The following is a 16,581-nucleotide window of genomic DNA, read 5'->3' as shown; positions in this document are numbered from 1 at the left end:
CTGTCTTCCCGATTGTGAAAAACAGTACTGATCATCAGTACTGTTTTTTTGTTTTGTTTAAAATTTAAGTATCGAAGTAGGTGTATTTTTTTGTGATGTGTAGTTCTTATCGAAATTGCGACTAAAAATACAGGAATAAAGGACATTGAGAATATATTCGATGGCTAGTTGAGAGGAAAAGGTCGAGACTTTGAAATCTGCATGTTCAACGTTAGGAATGGGCAAAATCACTGTAGCGTATTTAGCTAATTGGCTGTTCAAGTCTGAAGTAATGGCAATAATCGGGGTGCCTCCTTCTGCAAAAATCCGTGCTTCATTTACGATTTCTGCAGTGTTACCACTGTAAGAGACGAGGATGGCTACGTCATTTTTGGTGGCATTGATGGCTAAATAAAATTGTTCAGCTTGATAAGGGATTAAATGGATAAATAGCTGAATGCGTAATAACTTTGTTTGAAAATCCGTTAAGCGAATGTAGGAGTTACTGACACCCACTGCTAAAATATTTTCAGCGGTTAAAAGTAAATCAATGCTTTTATTTAACATGGCCTCGGTTAATAACTGTTGAGTGGATTGAACGGTTTCAGTCGTTAACTGCGCAATTTTCTTGGCAATTAGTAAATCAGAATCTTGCGCTAAAAAAGGCATATTCGCATCAACATTCCGGATTGCTTGGTAGTGAATTTCTAAGTCGCGGGACAAGCGGATTTTAAATTCTTTGAAACCGCTAGTTTCTGTTTTTTTACACAAACGAACAATCGTGGAAGTTGAAGAGTTGGTGGCTTCTGCTAGTTCATAAATCGACATATGCAGGACTCGTTCAGTATGAGATAAAATAAAATCAATAATTAGCCCTTCGTTATATGTATAGCGTTCTTTTTGTTCTAAACATTCGATTAGATTCAATGGGTTCACCTCTCTGTGGTACTTTGTTTCGCTTTCAGTATACCTTAAGCGTATGAATTATGAAACATAGTTACAGAATCAGTTAGTCGTATTTACATCAGAAAGCGGTTTCTTTATGATGAGGATATCACAAAGGATTAAGGAGAGAAGTGAAATGGATAAGTTAACAAACTGGGTGGAGCAAGCCGTAGTGCCTAAAGTTTCAAGGATTACAAGTTTACGTTATTTTCAAGCCTTAAGAAATGGTTTTTTTGCAATTATGCCGTTAACAATTATTGGATCGATTTTTATGTTGATTACAGATTTTCCAGTAGCAGGGTATGGCGATTTTATGGCTGGAATTTTCGGTGCAGGTTGGGCGGATATGATTTCACCAGCTTATCGAGCAACTTTCAACATGATGGGAATTATTTTTGCTGGGACGATGTCCTATAAATTGGCGGAAAGTTACGAAATGGATCGTTTAACTTCATTAATTTTAGGAATTGTTGCTTACGTAGTCGTTTTACCGAAAACGGTGACTACTGAATCAGGCGAAGTTGTGACGAAAGTTTTATCGTTTGATTGGTTAGGAACGCAAGGGGTGATTACGGCCATTATTATGTCAATTCTTTCGGTTGAGTTGACTCGTTTCTGTATTAAGAAAAAATTAGTCATCAAAATGCCTGACAGCGTGCCTGCTATGGTGAGCCAAGCTTTTAGTGCATTGATTCCTGGGATTTTTGTGGTAGCGGTGGCTTTATTGATTAATGGGATTGGGCTTTCATTTGCGGATTCCTTCCCGCAATTAATTTATGCGGTGATTCAAGCGCCACTGCAAGGTTTAATCGGAACCCCTTTTGCAATTATTATTGTGGCTGGCTTAAATGGACTGTTCTGGTGGTTTGGAATTCATCCAACTGTCATCAATTCCATGCTATATCCTATTTTATATGCGAATGCAGACAAAAACCAAAGCTTAGCGGAATTAGGACAATTAACTGCTCAAAGTGGCAACTTTGGCACGGTCCAAATGCTCGATCAATTTGCCACAATTGGAGGCGCTGGTTGCACGGTTGGCTTGGCTATTGCAATGGCCATCGTCGGACATTCATCTAGAATGAAAGCCATGTCGAAAATTTCGTTTGTTCCAGCATTTTTCAACATTAATGAACCCTTGATTTTTGGACTCCCAGTTATTTTTAACCCTTTATTATTGATTCCGATTGCGGTCGCGCCGATTGTATCGGTCTTGATTGCCTTTCTGTCAATGAAAATTGGGTTCATGCCAATGTTTACAAACATTCAAGCACCATGGGCTACGCCCTTTCTGTTTTCGGGCTTTTTAGTGGGAAAATGGCAAGGTGCAGTGACGCAAGTTTTAGCTGTTGCCGCTAGTGTTGTTATTTATTATCCATTTGTAAAAGCCTTAGATCGACAATATCAAAAAGAAGAAGCCCATGAAGTACCAGAAACATTGTAGAGAAAGAGGAGTGAAGGAAATGCATGTTGAGAATGATGAAAATATTTGCTGTGAAGTGGAAAAAGGAATGGAAAAAATGTATCATCCGATGGTGCCCGAGTTGGTTCAAACCTCTTCCTTTTATTTTCCAACTTACGAAGAATTTATGGCAGCGAGTATAGATGAAAAAAATAATTATGTTTACACACGTGGCACCAACCCCACAACAGAAATTTTAGAGAAAAAAATTGCTCGTTTGGAACGTGGAGAAAAATGTAAAGTTTTTGCCTCAGGAATGGGCGCTATTTCGGCAACGCTGTTTACGTTGCTCCAACAAGGTGATCATGTTTTAATGGTCAATACAATTTATGGAGAATCTGTTTCATTTGTGCAATATTTAGAGAAATTTGGCGTATCCTTGACCAAAGTAGACGTTGCAGAAACAGAAGAACTTTTTCAATTTGTTCAGGAAAACACCAAAGTCATTTACTTTGAAAGTCCGTCCTCACAAAAGTTTGAACTGCTAGATTTAGAAAAAATAACTGCGTTAGCACAAAAAATTGGCGCATACACTGTCATTGATAACACGTGGGCGTCACCGTTATTTCAGCATCCTTTATGCCATAATGTGGACCTGGTGATTCATTCTTGTTCCAAATATATTGGTGGTCATTCGGATATTGTAGCAGGGGCTGTCATTGGCAAAGCAGCGCTTGTAGATCAAATTTTTGAACATGGTCATCAAGCTTTAGGAGCAGTCAATAGTCCCTTCAATTCTTGGTTAGCGTTACGAGGTATTCGTACCATGCCCGTTCGGTTGGCGCATCAGTCTCAAGCCATCCAAACGGTGCTGTCGGCTTTGCAAAAGGATCCGCGAATCAGTCGATTATATCATCCTTTTGTAGGAAATCAACAACAACAAGCGTTAGCAGAAAAATATTTAACAGGTTATGGCTCATTGTTTGCGATTGATTTAAAAGATACCGATTTTGAACGTTTGAAAACATTTGTGAACGCATTGACGCTGGTCACAATTGGGGTCAGTTGGGGTGGCTTTGAAAGTTTGGCCTTGCCTGTATTCAAAGGCAATAACTTGGCGGCTGTTCAGAAAAGAGGCTTGTCGCCAGCGCACATTCGCATGTACGTTGGTTTGGAAGAGCCAACATCTATTATCGAAGATATTCAACAAGCCTTGGATCAAGCCTATGGCGAAGAATCGCTTTTGTGAGACATTAAGATAATCAGCTGAACAAAAGCAACTCCTTCGGAAATAAGCCGAAATTCTCCAAAAATTAAAGAACAATTTTCGGAAATTTCTTCTTATTTCTTGGAGCTAAACACTTTTGTCTCAGCCTCTGTGATTCAATAACATATTTTCAATTTTAGGAGGGGAACTTAAGTCAGTTTGACTGAGGTTGCTCCTCCTGTTTTGCATTTTTTTATTAAAGTCAAAGCGTTCCTCTTTATTTAATAGGCAAAGTTCGATATAATAATGGTCAATATTAGTCAAGAGAGAAGAAGGATGGAAGACTATGAGTAATCAAAATACGTCAGATTTAATCGAGGCTTATTTAAAAAAGATTTTAGAAGAAAGTAATAAAATTGAAATCCGTCGGGCGGAAATGGCTAATTTATTTAATTGCGTTCCTTCACAAATTAACTATGTAATTAATACACGTTTTACCATCCAACGAGGCTACGCAGTTGAAAGTAAACGTGGTGGAGGCGGCTATATTCGCATTGTCAAAGTACAAATTTCAGATAACGATCAATTACTAAAACAAATGGATCAATTGATTGGCGCAACCTTAACAGAAAAAGATGCGCTAACATTTATTCAAACATTGTATGAAGAAGAAGTGATTACGAAAAAGGAAGGCAATTTAATGCTAGCTGCTTTAAGTAAAAGCACATTGAATGGTCTGGGGAATCACGAAGATTTTCTAAGAGCTCAAATAATGCGTTCATTTTTAGAGCGCTTGAGCTATGAGGAGGAATAACTATGGATGAACTATTTACAGAAAGTGCGAAAGCCGTACTGGCGATTGCCCAAGAAGAAGCGAAGTATTTTCGTCACCAATCCGTCGGTTCTGAACATTTATTATTAGCACTCGTTTTAGAACCAAATGGGATTGCCGGAAAAACATTACGACAATTGAATACTGACACAGAAGACATCCGTGAAGAAATTGAGCATTTAAGTGGCTATGGCACCATGCAAAGTCCAATGGGAAATAACAACTTATACTTACCTTATTCACCAAGAGCCAAACAAATCTTTGCCTATGCTGGAGATGAAGCGAAACGCTTAGGGGCTCAAAAGATTGGTACCGAGCATTTATTATTAGGCTTGTTAAGAGACGAAGAAATTTTAGCGTCTAGAATTTTAGTGAATTTAGGATTAAGCTTATCCAAAATGCGTCAATTATTATTGAAAAAAATGGGCGTTTCCGAACCCAATAGTGCACAACGTCGTCGGAATGGTCAAAATAAAAATGCGCCACAAGGGACGCCAACATTGGATTCTTTAGCAAGAGATTTAACCAAGTTAGCACGAGAACAAAGCTTGGATCCAGTAGTTGGTCGCGGGACCGAAGTCCGTCGTTTGATCCAAATTTTGAGTCGCCGTACCAAAAACAATCCTGTCCTAGTCGGTGAACCAGGTGTTGGAAAAACAGCGATAGCAGAAGGATTAGCCCAGAAAATTGTCAACCGGGAAGTCCCTGAAGATATGCAAGGCAAACGTTTAATGATGCTAGACATGGGTGCCTTGGTTGCTGGAACCAAATATCGAGGTGAGTTCGAAGATCGCTTGAAAAAAGTTGTCGATGAAATCTATCAAGATGGACAAGTCATTTTATTTATTGACGAATTGCATACCTTGATCGGTGCTGGCGGTGCAGAAGGGGCGATTGATGCTTCAAATATTTTAAAACCTGCTTTAGCACGTGGCGAGTTGCAAACAATTGGTGCGACAACTCTGGATGAATACCAAAAATATATTGAAAAAGATGCCGCTTTGGAACGTCGTTTTGCCCGTATTCAAGTAGCAGAACCAACGCCAGAAGAAGCAGAAGAAATTCTAAAAGGCTTGCGTTCACGCTATGAAAAACATCATGGCGTAGAAATTACAGATGAAGCTCTACATGCAGCGGTTCAATTATCGATTCGCTATTTAAATGACCGCCAATTACCAGATAAAGCAATTGATTTAATGGACGAATCTGCAGCAAAAGTTCGTTTAGATAAGGCAGATCAACCTTCAGAAATTAATGAATTGCGTACCGAAATTTCTCAATTAATTACGGAAAAAGAAGAGGCCATTCAAAACCAATCATTTGAAAGTGCTGCTCGGATTCGTCAAAAAGAAAAACAAGTGATGGAAAAACTAGAAGAATTGATTGCAGTGAAAGAAAAAAGTCTGTCTGGTTACAGTACGCAAGTAACAGAAGAAGATGTGGCTGGAGTCGTTTCACAATGGACAGGCGTTCCTTTGCAGCAGCTAGAGAAGAAAGAAAGCGAACGATTGATGGAATTAGAAACCATTTTACATCAACGGGTCGTTGGCCAAAATGAAGCAGTTGAAGCTGTTTCACGCGCTATCCGTCGTGCGCGTAGTGGCTTGAAAGACCCAGCAAGACCGATTGGTTCCTTCATGTTCTTAGGACCAACAGGGGTTGGGAAAACGGAACTTGCCAAAGCCTTAGCCGAAGCGATGTTTGGCAGCGAAGAAGCTTTGATTCGCGTGGACATGTCTGAGTTTATGGAAAAATACAGCACTAGCCGTTTAATCGGTTCTCCTCCAGGTTATGTCGGCTACGAAGAAGGCGGCCAACTAACTGAAAAAATTCGTCAACGTCCTTATTCCGTTATTTTGCTAGATGAAGTAGAAAAAGCCCATCCAGATGTCTTTAATATTTTATTACAAGTCTTAGATGATGGCCATTTAACGGATGCCAAAGGACGAAAAGTCGATTTCCGTAACACGATTTTAATCATGACCTCCAATTTAGGGGCAACAGCGATTCGTGAAGAAAAACATGTCGGCTTCAATGTGAAAGACATTTCTAAAAATCATGAATTAATGCAAAAACGAATCATGGAAGAATTGAAAAAAGCCTTCCGTCCAGAATTCTTAAACCGAATTGATGAAACGGTTGTCTTCCATTCCTTGAAACAAGAGGAAATTCATGAAATCGTAAAAATTATGAGTCAATCTGTCGTGAAACGGATGGCCGAACAAGAGGTTAAAGTGAAAATCACACCAGCTGCAATTGAAGTTATTGGTAAAGTCGGGTTTGATCCAGAATATGGCGCACGTCCAATTCGTCGGGCCTTGCAAAAAGAAGTGGAAGATCGTTTAAGTGAAGCCCTTCTTTCCGGTCAAATTCAGTTAGGGGATAAAGTAACCTTAGGTGCTAGCAAAGGCAAAATTACGTTAAATGTGCGGGCACCAAAAGCACCAAAGACAGAAGCGAAAGAATTACAAACTGTATAGATGAGATGCGAAGTCTGGTACAAAAACCATTTAGGGTTTTTATGCCAGGCTTTTCTATTTTCCAGTGGCGATTTCTTTTTGAGAATTGCCAGATTGATTTTTCTGTGCTACGTTAATAAGGAGGGGTGATGGAATGGAACAATCTTTTTTTCGAGAATTACTACATTATCAGCGTCCAAAGGATAATCCTTTTCGACTAGTGTTTGCTGGCTTGGTTATGTTCAGCATTCTTTTTTTGGGCTATATCAATCATCAATTATTGATTTCAAGCTTTGGCTCGTTAGGTATTTTTACTTTTTTATATTATCAGCCGCTACCATTAAAACAGTTAATGACTCGTTTATCTGTGGTCGGTAGTTACCTTTTTTTAGGAAATTTGTTAGGCATGTTATCGACCCATATTGCATGGCTCATTCCCATTGTTGTTGCACTGGTCGGTTTTGGTGGCCGCTTTTTCTTTGAAGTCTACGATATTTCAAAACCAGGGGCCTTCTTTGGTGTGATGGTGACAGCGATGGGTGCCAGTACGAGCATTCCGTTAGCAAAAATTCCGTTCATGAGTGGCTGTATGTTATTAGGCATTGGCTTTTCCATTTTGTTTGCACTAGTGTTGCATTTTACAGAGAAGGAAATCAGTGCCCCGCTAGCTAAGCGATCATTACGGGAACGAATTTATCGGCATCCAGAAGCGCCATTAGATAGCATATATTATAGCTTTGTCTTATTTTTTGCTGTATATATCAGCGAAAGTTTACATTTACAGAATCCATATTGGCTAGTCGTTTCCTGTGCATCCATTTTACAAGGAGACAATTTACGTGCGATTAAGCAGCGAAATATTCAGCGAATTTTTGGCACAACGATTGGATTGGTTATTTCCGCTTTTCTGCTTAATTTAGCTTTGACAACTTTTGAATCGATTGTCGTGATTACAATCTTATTTGTGACCGTTGAGTATTTTATTCGTCGTAATTATGGATTGGCGCAATTTTTCACAACGCCTATGGCTCTGATGCTTTCATTGCTCGTTCGTCAGCAGTACGTGATAACGTTGATTCAATTCCGCTTTTTGGGGATTGTTTTAGGCAGCTTGTTAGGCTTAGCGGCAGCGTGGTTATTTACCGTTGTAGTAACGTTTTATGAACGAAAATATCACTTGAACGAGTGACTAAAGAATAGATGACCAGTAATTAGAAAAGAACATTTGGTAGGTAAGCGGATGGTGCTTCTCTACCAAAATTTTTTTCGGAAACATTGTGAAAAATGTACGTTTAATACAGATAGGCTCTTTTAAAGTTTGTGAACGTATGATACTATTAAACGGTCATAAAGAAGGAGGCTATATTTATGATTGAACTGATTGCAACTGCAGAATCTGTTGAGCAGGCTGTAGAATTACTCGCAACAGGTGTGGATACATTATATATTGGAGAAGAAACATTCGGGTTGCGTTTGCCCGTATCTTTTACACGAGATGAACAACGCGAGATTGTGAAACGTGCACATGAAATGGGCAAACAAGTGCTAGTTGCAGTAAATGGCATTATGCACCCTGAAAAAATGAAATTAGTCCCAGAGTATCTGACATTTTTAAAAGAAATCAACGTCGATAAAATTACTTTGGGTGATCCAGGTATTGTGTTTATTATGCAACGAGATGGATTAGAAATTCCTTACGTTTATGATGGCGAAACTTTGGTAACGAGCTCACGTCAAATCAATTTTTGGAGTAAACGAGGAGCCATCGGAGCTGTCCTAGCTCGGGAAGTACCTTTTGAAGAAATGGTCGCAATGGAAGAAAACTTAGCAGTTCCAGCTGAAATTCTTGTCTATGGGGCGACGTGTATTCATCAATCGAAACGCCCATTAATTCAAAATTACTACAATTACACAAAGAACGACAAAGGGGTTACAAAAGACGAAGGGCTGTTTATTTCTGAACCCAAAAAACCAGAAACCCACTATTCCATTTATGAAGATAGTCATGGTACGCATATTTTTGCCAATAACGATGTGAACTTGATGAATGAGTTAACAAACTTGTATGACCATCACTATCGTACATGGAAGCTCGATGGCCTTTACACGCCAGGTGAAAATTTTGTCGCGATTGCTCGCTTATTTGCTGAAGCGAAAGCAGCACTTGAAGCGGGAACTTGGTCAGAAGATCAAGCAGCTCATGCAACAGCTGAAATTGAAAAATTACATCCAACAGGTCGTGGCTTAGACAATGGTTTCTTTGATTTAAGTGCCGATGCAATAAAATAAATTGATTCATTTAAGGGGAAGAAGAACATGAAAGTAATGACAGAACGAACATTGAAGCGTCCCGAGGTGTTGGCTCCAGCCGGGACGCTAGAAAAACTAAAAGTCGCAATTCGTTACGGTGCCGATGCCGTTTATATCGGAGGGAATGCCTACGGTCTGCGTAGCCGCGCAGGAAATTTCACGCCAGAAGAAATGGCGGAAGGCGTAGCCTTTGCCCGCGAACATAATGCGAAAGTTTATGTCGCTGCCAATATGGTCACTCATGAAGGAAACCAGGAAGGGGCAGGAGCGTTTTTCAGAGAATTGCGAGACATCGGAATTTCAGCTGTGATTGTTTCCGATCCAGCTTTAATCGAAATTTGTGCGACAGAAGCACCAGGTTTACCCATCCATTTATCGACACAAGCTTCAGCAACCAACTATGAAACATTAGAATTTTGGAAAAATGAAGGCTTAGAACGTGTGGTATTAGCGCGCGAAGTTTCAATGGAGGAAGTTGCAGCGATTCGTGAAAATACGGACATTGAGATTGAAGCCTTTATTCATGGAGCAATGTGTATTTCATATTCAGGACGTTGTACTTTATCCAACCATATGTCGATGCGGGATGCCAATCGTGGCGGTTGCTCTCAATCTTGTCGTTGGAAATACGAGTTATTTGATATGCCTTTTGGGACAGAACGTCGGAGCAAAACCAGCGAAGGGGAAGTTGAAGAAGAGTTTTCAATGAGCGCCGTAGATATGTCTATGATTGAACATATTCCAGAATTAATTGAAAATGGTGTCGATAGTTTTAAAATTGAAGGCCGCATGAAATCCATTCACTATGTTTCGACAGTCGCTAATGTGTATAAAAAAGCCGTCGATTCTTACATGGAAGATCCTGAAAACTATGTCTGCCAACAAGAGTGGATTGATGAATTATGGAAAGTAGCACAACGTGAATTAGCAACTGGATTTTATTACAATACACCAAGTGAAAATGAACAATTATTCGGCGAACGTCGTAAAATTCCACAATATAAATTTGTTGGCGAAGTGATTGCGTACAACGAAAAGACGCAAGTCGCGACAATTCGTCAACGGAACCTTTTCAGTGTCGGCGATGAAATTGAATTTTATGGTCCCGGGTTTACCCATTTCCACCAAACCGTTAAAGAGATGTATAATGAAGACGGTGAAGCGATCGATCGGGCACCTAATCCCATGATGTTATTAACGATGGAAGTGACCCAACCTGTTGCAGTCGGCGATATGATTCGTAAGAAAAAATAAACCAGCCAAAAGGAGGAGTAAATATGAGTGTCCGCGTGAATGATTTATTAAAATTACCGTCTTTGCGAGAAGCAACGGTACTTTCTGGTAAAAACCAATTGGACACATCTGTTGCTTCTCTTTCTTTTTTAGAAGTCTCTGATATGTCTTTGTTTTCGGAAAAACTTCACAAAACAAATGAATACCATGCTGGCGAAATTTTGATTGGTTCATTTTGTGCCATTCGTCATGATGTGGTGAAGCAATGCGAAACGATTCGGCATCTCCATGAATTAGGCGAAGTAGGCCTAATCTTGTACTACGTTGGGATTATCGTACCGAAAGTTGCAGAGGAAGTGATTCAATTAGCGGATTCTTTAGGTTTCATTTTAATCCAAATGCCTAAAAATGATCCCACATTACGCTACAACGAAGTCATTTATGAAGTCATGAAATTGTTAGTCAATAAAAATAAAATGGCTTCTTTTGCAACGGACCTCTTGGAAAAAGTTTCCCTTTTGCCTGAACAAAACCGCAGTGTGGAAATGACCTTGAAAATCCTATCCGATTTTTTAAAAGTCAATATTGCGTTAACCACCTATACCAATGAAATCATCAGCACCATCAATTGGCCGCGAAGCACGAAATTACCCTTAACCAAGTTACTTTATCAATCACAAGAGAAAGTAGTGTTGGGAGAAACGACCTACTTCATTACCTCGCAAAAACTTCCTCAGAAAGATGGACAAACATTGAAGCTTTACTTCATTCGAGAAGAAGAGCAGTTAACCTCTTTTGAGATGAATCAAGCGGTGGAAGTCGTTCAGATGGCTCTGAATTTATGGGGGAAAAACTATGACGAAGTCAGTGAGTATGCCTTAGTCCAAGCAATCATTAACGACGAAAGTGATAAGATGTACCAATTAGCCAAAAAATTAATGATTGATATTTCTTCTGTCGAAACGATGTGGCTTTTGCCCATTTGGCAACAAGGACAAGAAATCCACGCTATTCAGCAAGATTTGAAAGATTTCTTACGTTACTATTACCAAACAACGATTGTCCAGCAAACAGAAAATTACCTGATTGTTCTCTTAGGTAATTATTTACACAAACAGCCTGAAGCCACGATTAGTAAAGAATACTTGCAAGCCACAGACTATCAGGACTATTTAGGTGAAATCATCCTTTGTCCGAAAGTTCGTAACACGACTGAAGTGCGTGTCAGCTACCAAACCGCTAATCAAGTCGCGCCGTTTTTAAAGCGCGTCTATCCACAAAGAAAAGTGTTATCAATCGCGGAAATTCGTACAGTTCAACAAATGATGACGTGTCTCCAAGCAGGAGAAGAAGCAATCCAACAACGCTTAGCAGTTATCCAACCTCTCTTAAAAGAATCAGAGCAGTTAATGACATTAGGAACGTTTTTACTAGATGCAAGTAGTGATTTTAAAGAATGCGGCGAACGCCTATTTGTTCATAAAAATACGGTCAAATATCGTATCAGTAAAATTAATGAAGCGCTCGGCTATGATATGACCAACGCCGCCGAAGCCTATGAAGTCTATTTGGCGATGATCTTATATCGCTTGGTCACGAACGAATGAAAAAAGCAGACAATCGGCAGTAGCCGATTTGTCTGCTTTTTTATTTTTAGCCAAAACTCCCTTGATATTTTTTTCAATTTGAAAAAGACCTATGACTGATTTTTCGTTATAATTGAAAAAATAATTAAGGAGGAATGAGAATGAAATTAAAAAACGAGCAACAACAATCGTGGCTTAGCTTAGCATTTGTTTGGGCGGGCGCAATGATTAGCGTGCCAGGATTAATTATTGGAGGAACGTTAGTTGCAGGCATGCCTTTATGGGAAGCTTTGTTAACAGGATTTATTGGTTACGGTATTATTGTTATTTTAATGATTTTACAAGGAATTCAAAGTTCCGACTTACAAGAACCTTCTGTCAAAGTCGCTTCTCAAGTGTTTGGCATTCAAGGTTCGCAAAAGATTATTTCTATTATTCTAGCGATTGCTTGCTTAGGGTGGTTTGGTTTGCAAGCCAATGTCAGCGGTGGCGCCTTCACGAACTTTTTAAAAATTTACGGCATTGATTTACCTGTGTCGCTTTCTTCCTTAATCTGGGGAATTATCATGCTTATTTCGGCTCTTTATGGTATAAAAATATTGAAAATTCTGAATTATTTTGCGGTTCCTGTGTTAGTTCTGGTTTGTCTTTATGGCTTGGTGGCTTCGTTAAGAAACAACGGTTGGGAAGCTGTTAGTCAATATACACCTCAAACAGCAGGAAGCTTTATGTCGGGTCTTTCAATGACTGTCGGTTCTTTTGCATTAGGCGCAGTAATTGCTGGAGATTACTCTCAATATGTTTCTTCTCGTAAAGATGTGGTTAAAGCGGCCACCTTAGGGATTTTACCGACAGGCTTGTTGATGATTGGCGTTGGTGCGGTCTTGACCATTGCATCGAACACCGCAGATATCACGGAAGTTTTTATGAATCTCGGTTTTCCAGTTTTAGGAATTATTGCGCTAATTTTAGCAACTTGGACCACGAATGCCGTGAATGCTTTTTCTGGCGGACTGGCCTTGATTAATGTCTTTGATATTCCAAAAGAAAAAGAAAAAGTCGCTGTCGGTGCGGCCGGCGCCATTGGAACCTTATTAGCAGTTGTGGGGATCTTAAATTACTTTACGCCGATTATGTCTGTCCTTTCTGCGATGGTTCCACCAGTGGCTGGTGTAATGATTGCTGCCTATTGGTTGATTAACAAAGGCGATCAAACCAATAGGCAGCCAACGCCTGGCGTGAATAAATTAGGTGTTTTTTCATGGCTAATTGGTGCTGCAGTGGGGGGCATTCCGGTGATTATGAGTTTCTTTCCCAATGCCCCTCAATTGCCTAACCAACCGCTAATTGGCATTGTTTTATCGTTTGTTATTTATTATTTCGGTGCAAAACGTCAACAGACGAACACCGAATCATTAGAAATGGAATGAAGAAGAGGAGTGTCGGAGAATGCGTTATTTAGATGCAGAAGCAATTGAGAATATAGCCACAGGAGCAGCTTTTTTAGGGACAGGAGGTGGCGGTGATCCCTACATTGGTAAAATGATGGCTTTGTCCGCCATCGAAGAAAACGGACCTGTCAAACTGGTTTCTCCAGAAGAGATAGCTGCAGAGGATTTTTTCCTACCCGCCGCAATGATGGGTGCCCCATCTGTCGCAATTGAAAAATTTCCCAAAGGCGACGAATTCGTCCGTGTCTTTGAGAAGTTAGGAAAATATTTAGACCAAGAAACGATTGCGGGAACCTTTCCAATGGAAGCTGGGGGCGTCAATTCAATGATTCCAATTGTTGTTGCAGCGAAGCTAGGCATTCCCTTGGTGGATTGCGATGGTATGGGTCGGGCCTTTCCAGAATTGCCTATGGTAACGTTCCATTTGAATGGGATGTCAGCGACCCCTATGGCAATTACCGATGAAAAAGGAAATATTGGCATTATGGAAACGATTGATAATACTTGGACAGAACGTCTTGCTCGTGTTCAAACGGTTGAAATGGGCGCCAGTGCTTTAGTGAGCATTTATCCCGCGACAGGCAAACAATTACAAGACTATGGGATTCACAACATCGTGACATTATCAGAAGAAATTGGCAAAGTGATTCGAGGTACCTATGCAGATGAACAAGAAAAACGCCAAGCATTAGTAGAAGTTACGGATGGCTTTGAATTGTTCCAAGGAAAAATTCTAGATGTGGAACGAGAAGTAAAAGGTGGCTTCAATTTGGGACGTGTCAAATTGAGTGGCTTAAACAGTGACGCTGGTTCAGAAGCAGTCGTCCATTTTCAAAATGAAAATTTAATTGCCGAGAAAGATGGTCAGGTGATTGCGATGACGCCTGATTTGATTTGTATGGTAGATTTAGAAACTTTAACGCCTGTGACAACAGAAAGCTTGAAATACGGCAAACGTGTCCAAGTAATGGGCTTGAAAGCGAATGCCGCTTGGCGAACGAAAAAAGGTATCGAAACAGTGGGTCCTCGGTATTTCGGCTACGAAATGGATTATCAACCACTAGAAAACTTAGTAGCAAAGGAGGACAAATAAATGTATAAAATCGGTATCGATGTCGGCGGCACAAATACAGATGCTGTTATTTTAGATCATCAATTAAACTTGATTCATTCAGTGAAAGTTCCAACAACCGATGATATTCAAACAGGGATTGCCGGTGCCTTAAATAAAGTCTTGGCAGAATCAGCAGTGGACCCAACCAAAGTCACACATGCAATGTTGGGCACGACCCAATGTACGAATGCCATTGTTGAACGAAAAAAATTAGCAAAAGTTGGGGTCCTTCGTTTGGGCTATCCAGCAACCGCTTCGGTCTTGCCTTACACAGCTTGGCCCAAGGATTTAGTGGCCACTCTTTCAGAAACGTATGCTTTAGCACATGGCGGCTACGAATATGATGGACAACCATTGACTGCACTGGACGAAGAAGAATTACGTGGGATTTTGGCCTCTTGGCGAGGAGAAGTAGAGGCAATCGCAGTAATTGGCGTTTTTTCTTCTTTAAAAAATGACCAAGAATTGTTTGTTCAAGCACTTGCGAAGGAAGTGTTAGGGGCAGATGTTCCTGTATCTTGCTCCTCAATGATTGGGTCTGTCGGTTTAATTGAACGGGAAAATGCGACAATTTTGAATGCTGCGTTGCACAAAGTAATTAAAGTGACCAGCGAAGGCTTTGAACAAGCCTTAGAACAAGAAAAAATTCATCACGCCCAAGTGTACTTATGTCAAAATGATGGTACGTTAATGTCGTTAACGTATGCCAAACAGTTTCCTATTTTAACCATTGCTTGTGGACCAACCAATAGTATTCGTGGCGCTTCATACTTAGCTGGCTTGAAAGATGCGGTTGTTTTAGATGTTGGTGGCACAACGTCCGACATTGGCGTGTTAGTGGATGGCTTTCCAAGAGAATCTTCACTGGCCGTTGATGTTGGCGGGGTACGGACCAATTTTAGAATGCCAGATATCGTGTCAATCGGTGTCGGCGGCGGCAGTCTAGTGCGTGAACAACCAGATGGTTCTGTGACAGTTGGCCCCGATAGTGTCGGCTACCGTATTACACAAGAGGCCCTTGTTTTTGGCGGCACACAATTAACGACCACTGATATCGCGGTTCGCTTAGGCCATGCCCAAGTCGGTGATCCTAGCAAAGTGGCTCATTTAGACCAAGCGTTTGCGGAAAAAGTGTACCAAAAAATTGGCGAATTGGTCAGTGAAGCGATTGATCGCATGAAGACCAGTTCCGCAGACGTGACGGTCGTTTTAGTTGGTGGTGGGAGTATTATCATCCCCGAAGAATTGACAGGCGTTAAAGCGCTAATTCGCAACAAAAACGGAGCAGTGGCGAATGCCATCGGTGCCTCTATCGCTCAGATTAGCGGACAATACGAACAAATTTATGTTTATTCAAAAATCCAACGAGACGCGGCGTTGACTGATGCCCAAGAAAAAGCCGTCCAACAAGCTGAACTTGCGGGTGCAGTCCCTGGCACAATCGAGTTAGTCGAGGTGGAAGAAACACCACTCGCCTATCATCCAGAAAATGCAACCCGCTTACGAGTAAAAGTGGTTGGGAATATGTATTAAAAGAAAGGAAATCCTCTGGCATATGAGGGTTTCCTTTTTGTGCTATAGTAAAAGAAAAAGAAGGAGGAATAACTATGGCTAAATTATTCGCCTACCAAATTGGTCAAAACCCTCGTATTCAAACGGACCTTTTGGTAGATCCTCAGCTGTTTGAAGATGAGCATGGCTGTATGGGTGCAGTGGGCTTCGGGTTAGCAGATTGTGTTCAAACCGGAATGTTTACAGATATTGAAGTGATAAAACGGTATCTTCACGAAGCAACCTACGTTTTTATTAATGGTGACTTTGACCGACTAAGTTATTTAGAAATTGGGATTGCACTTTCCTTAGGCAAAACACTTTACGTCATTACAATGAATCCAAACGTAACGAAAGAAGATTTAGGAATTCCCTTCGACAATGCTACGGTTGAATTCCTTTCCCCCAGTGCTTTTACGGAACGAATCCATGAAACAGAAGCAGCAGAAAACTAAACAAAAGTAAGTAATACGACTGTCTTTTTTTGCTATTTTTTGCGATAATAAGAGAGA

Annotated in this window: 13 protein-coding genes and 1 tRNA gene (1 of these 14 cut by a window edge); 13 read left to right on the top strand and 1 reads right to left on the bottom strand. The window is 40.4% G+C overall.

The window, feature by feature from the left end; all coding sequences use genetic code 11:
* Nucleotides 1–12, top strand: a tRNA-Pro gene (locus IGK54_RS12840); it begins 62 nt to the left of the window's first position.
* Nucleotides 13–57: 45 nt separating this feature from the next.
* Here the strand turns inward: IGK54_RS12840 and IGK54_RS12835 are convergent.
* Nucleotides 58–915 (bottom strand): MurR/RpiR family transcriptional regulator, encoded by an 858-nt coding sequence (locus tag IGK54_RS12835; RefSeq protein WP_002354705.1) that lies wholly within the window; start codon nt 913–915, stop codon nt 58–60.
* A gap of 145 nt (nt 916–1,060) precedes the next feature.
* On the opposite strand from IGK54_RS12835, the gene IGK54_RS12830 reads away from it, so the two are divergent.
* The 12 genes from IGK54_RS12830 (at nt 1,061) to IGK54_RS12775 (ending at nt 16,524) form a co-directional block, all read left to right on the top strand.
* A complete protein-coding gene (locus tag IGK54_RS12830) occupies nt 1,061–2,368 on the top strand; it encodes a PTS sugar transporter subunit IIC (RefSeq protein WP_142957103.1) in 1,308 nt (435 codons plus the stop codon).
* Nucleotides 2,346–3,575 carry an aminotransferase class I/II-fold pyridoxal phosphate-dependent enzyme gene (locus IGK54_RS12825; RefSeq protein ID WP_025191893.1) on the top strand — a complete coding sequence of 410 codons (1,230 nt, stop codon included), beginning with the start codon at nt 2,346–2,348 and terminating at the stop codon, nt 3,573–3,575. Before IGK54_RS12830 ends, IGK54_RS12825 begins: the two co-directional genes overlap by 23 nt.
* Before the next feature lie 304 nt (nt 3,576–3,879).
* On the top strand, nt 3,880–4,347 hold the full coding sequence (locus IGK54_RS12820) for a CtsR family transcriptional regulator (RefSeq protein ID WP_002354715.1): 468 nt from the start codon (nt 3,880–3,882) through the stop codon (nt 4,345–4,347).
* Nucleotides 4,348–4,349: 2 nt separating this feature from the next.
* Nucleotides 4,350–6,845, top strand: a complete 2,496-nt coding sequence (locus tag IGK54_RS12815) for an ATP-dependent Clp protease ATP-binding subunit (protein ID WP_010821975.1) — start codon at nt 4,350–4,352, stop codon at nt 6,843–6,845.
* A gap of 133 nt (nt 6,846–6,978) precedes the next feature.
* Nucleotides 6,979–8,013: an FUSC family protein gene (locus tag IGK54_RS12810; RefSeq protein WP_002354721.1), complete on the top strand. Its 1,035-nt coding sequence runs from the start codon at nt 6,979–6,981 to the stop codon at nt 8,011–8,013.
* Between the two features lie 179 nt (nt 8,014–8,192).
* Complete coding sequence (locus IGK54_RS12805) at nt 8,193–9,113, top strand: peptidase U32 family protein (RefSeq protein WP_002354722.1); 921 nt, start codon at nt 8,193–8,195, stop codon at nt 9,111–9,113.
* A gap of 27 nt (nt 9,114–9,140) precedes the next feature.
* The gene (locus tag IGK54_RS12800; RefSeq protein WP_002368523.1) at nt 9,141–10,388 is read left to right on the top strand and encodes a peptidase U32 family protein; all 1,248 of its coding nucleotides are present in this window, start codon (nt 9,141–9,143) and stop codon (nt 10,386–10,388) included.
* 23 nt (nt 10,389–10,411) lie between these two features.
* Nucleotides 10,412–11,974, top strand: a complete 1,563-nt coding sequence (locus tag IGK54_RS12795; RefSeq protein WP_142957100.1) for a PucR family transcriptional regulator — start codon at nt 10,412–10,414, stop codon at nt 11,972–11,974.
* Nucleotides 11,975–12,108: 134 nt separating this feature from the next.
* Nucleotides 12,109–13,383: a cytosine permease gene (locus IGK54_RS12790; protein WP_185938066.1), complete on the top strand. Its 1,275-nt coding sequence runs from the start codon at nt 12,109–12,111 to the stop codon at nt 13,381–13,383.
* A gap of 19 nt (nt 13,384–13,402) precedes the next feature.
* A complete protein-coding gene (locus IGK54_RS12785) occupies nt 13,403–14,497 on the top strand; it encodes a DUF917 domain-containing protein (RefSeq protein WP_002354727.1) in 1,095 nt (364 codons plus the stop codon).
* On the top strand, nt 14,498–16,051 hold the full coding sequence (locus IGK54_RS12780) for a hydantoinase/oxoprolinase N-terminal domain-containing protein (protein ID WP_002387598.1): 1,554 nt from the start codon (nt 14,498–14,500) through the stop codon (nt 16,049–16,051).
* A gap of 74 nt (nt 16,052–16,125) precedes the next feature.
* Entirely contained in the window at nt 16,126–16,524 is a 399-nt protein-coding gene (locus tag IGK54_RS12775; protein ID WP_430603079.1) for a hypothetical protein, read from the top strand.
* Nucleotides 16,525–16,581 lie beyond the last annotated feature (57 nt).

Source organism: Enterococcus sp. DIV2384 (assembly GCF_050534975.1).
Lineage (GTDB): Bacteria > Bacillota > Bacilli > Lactobacillales > Enterococcaceae > Enterococcus > Enterococcus faecalis.
Note: the sequence above shows the minus strand (reverse complement) of the source record. Positions and strands in the feature narration are given on the sequence as shown.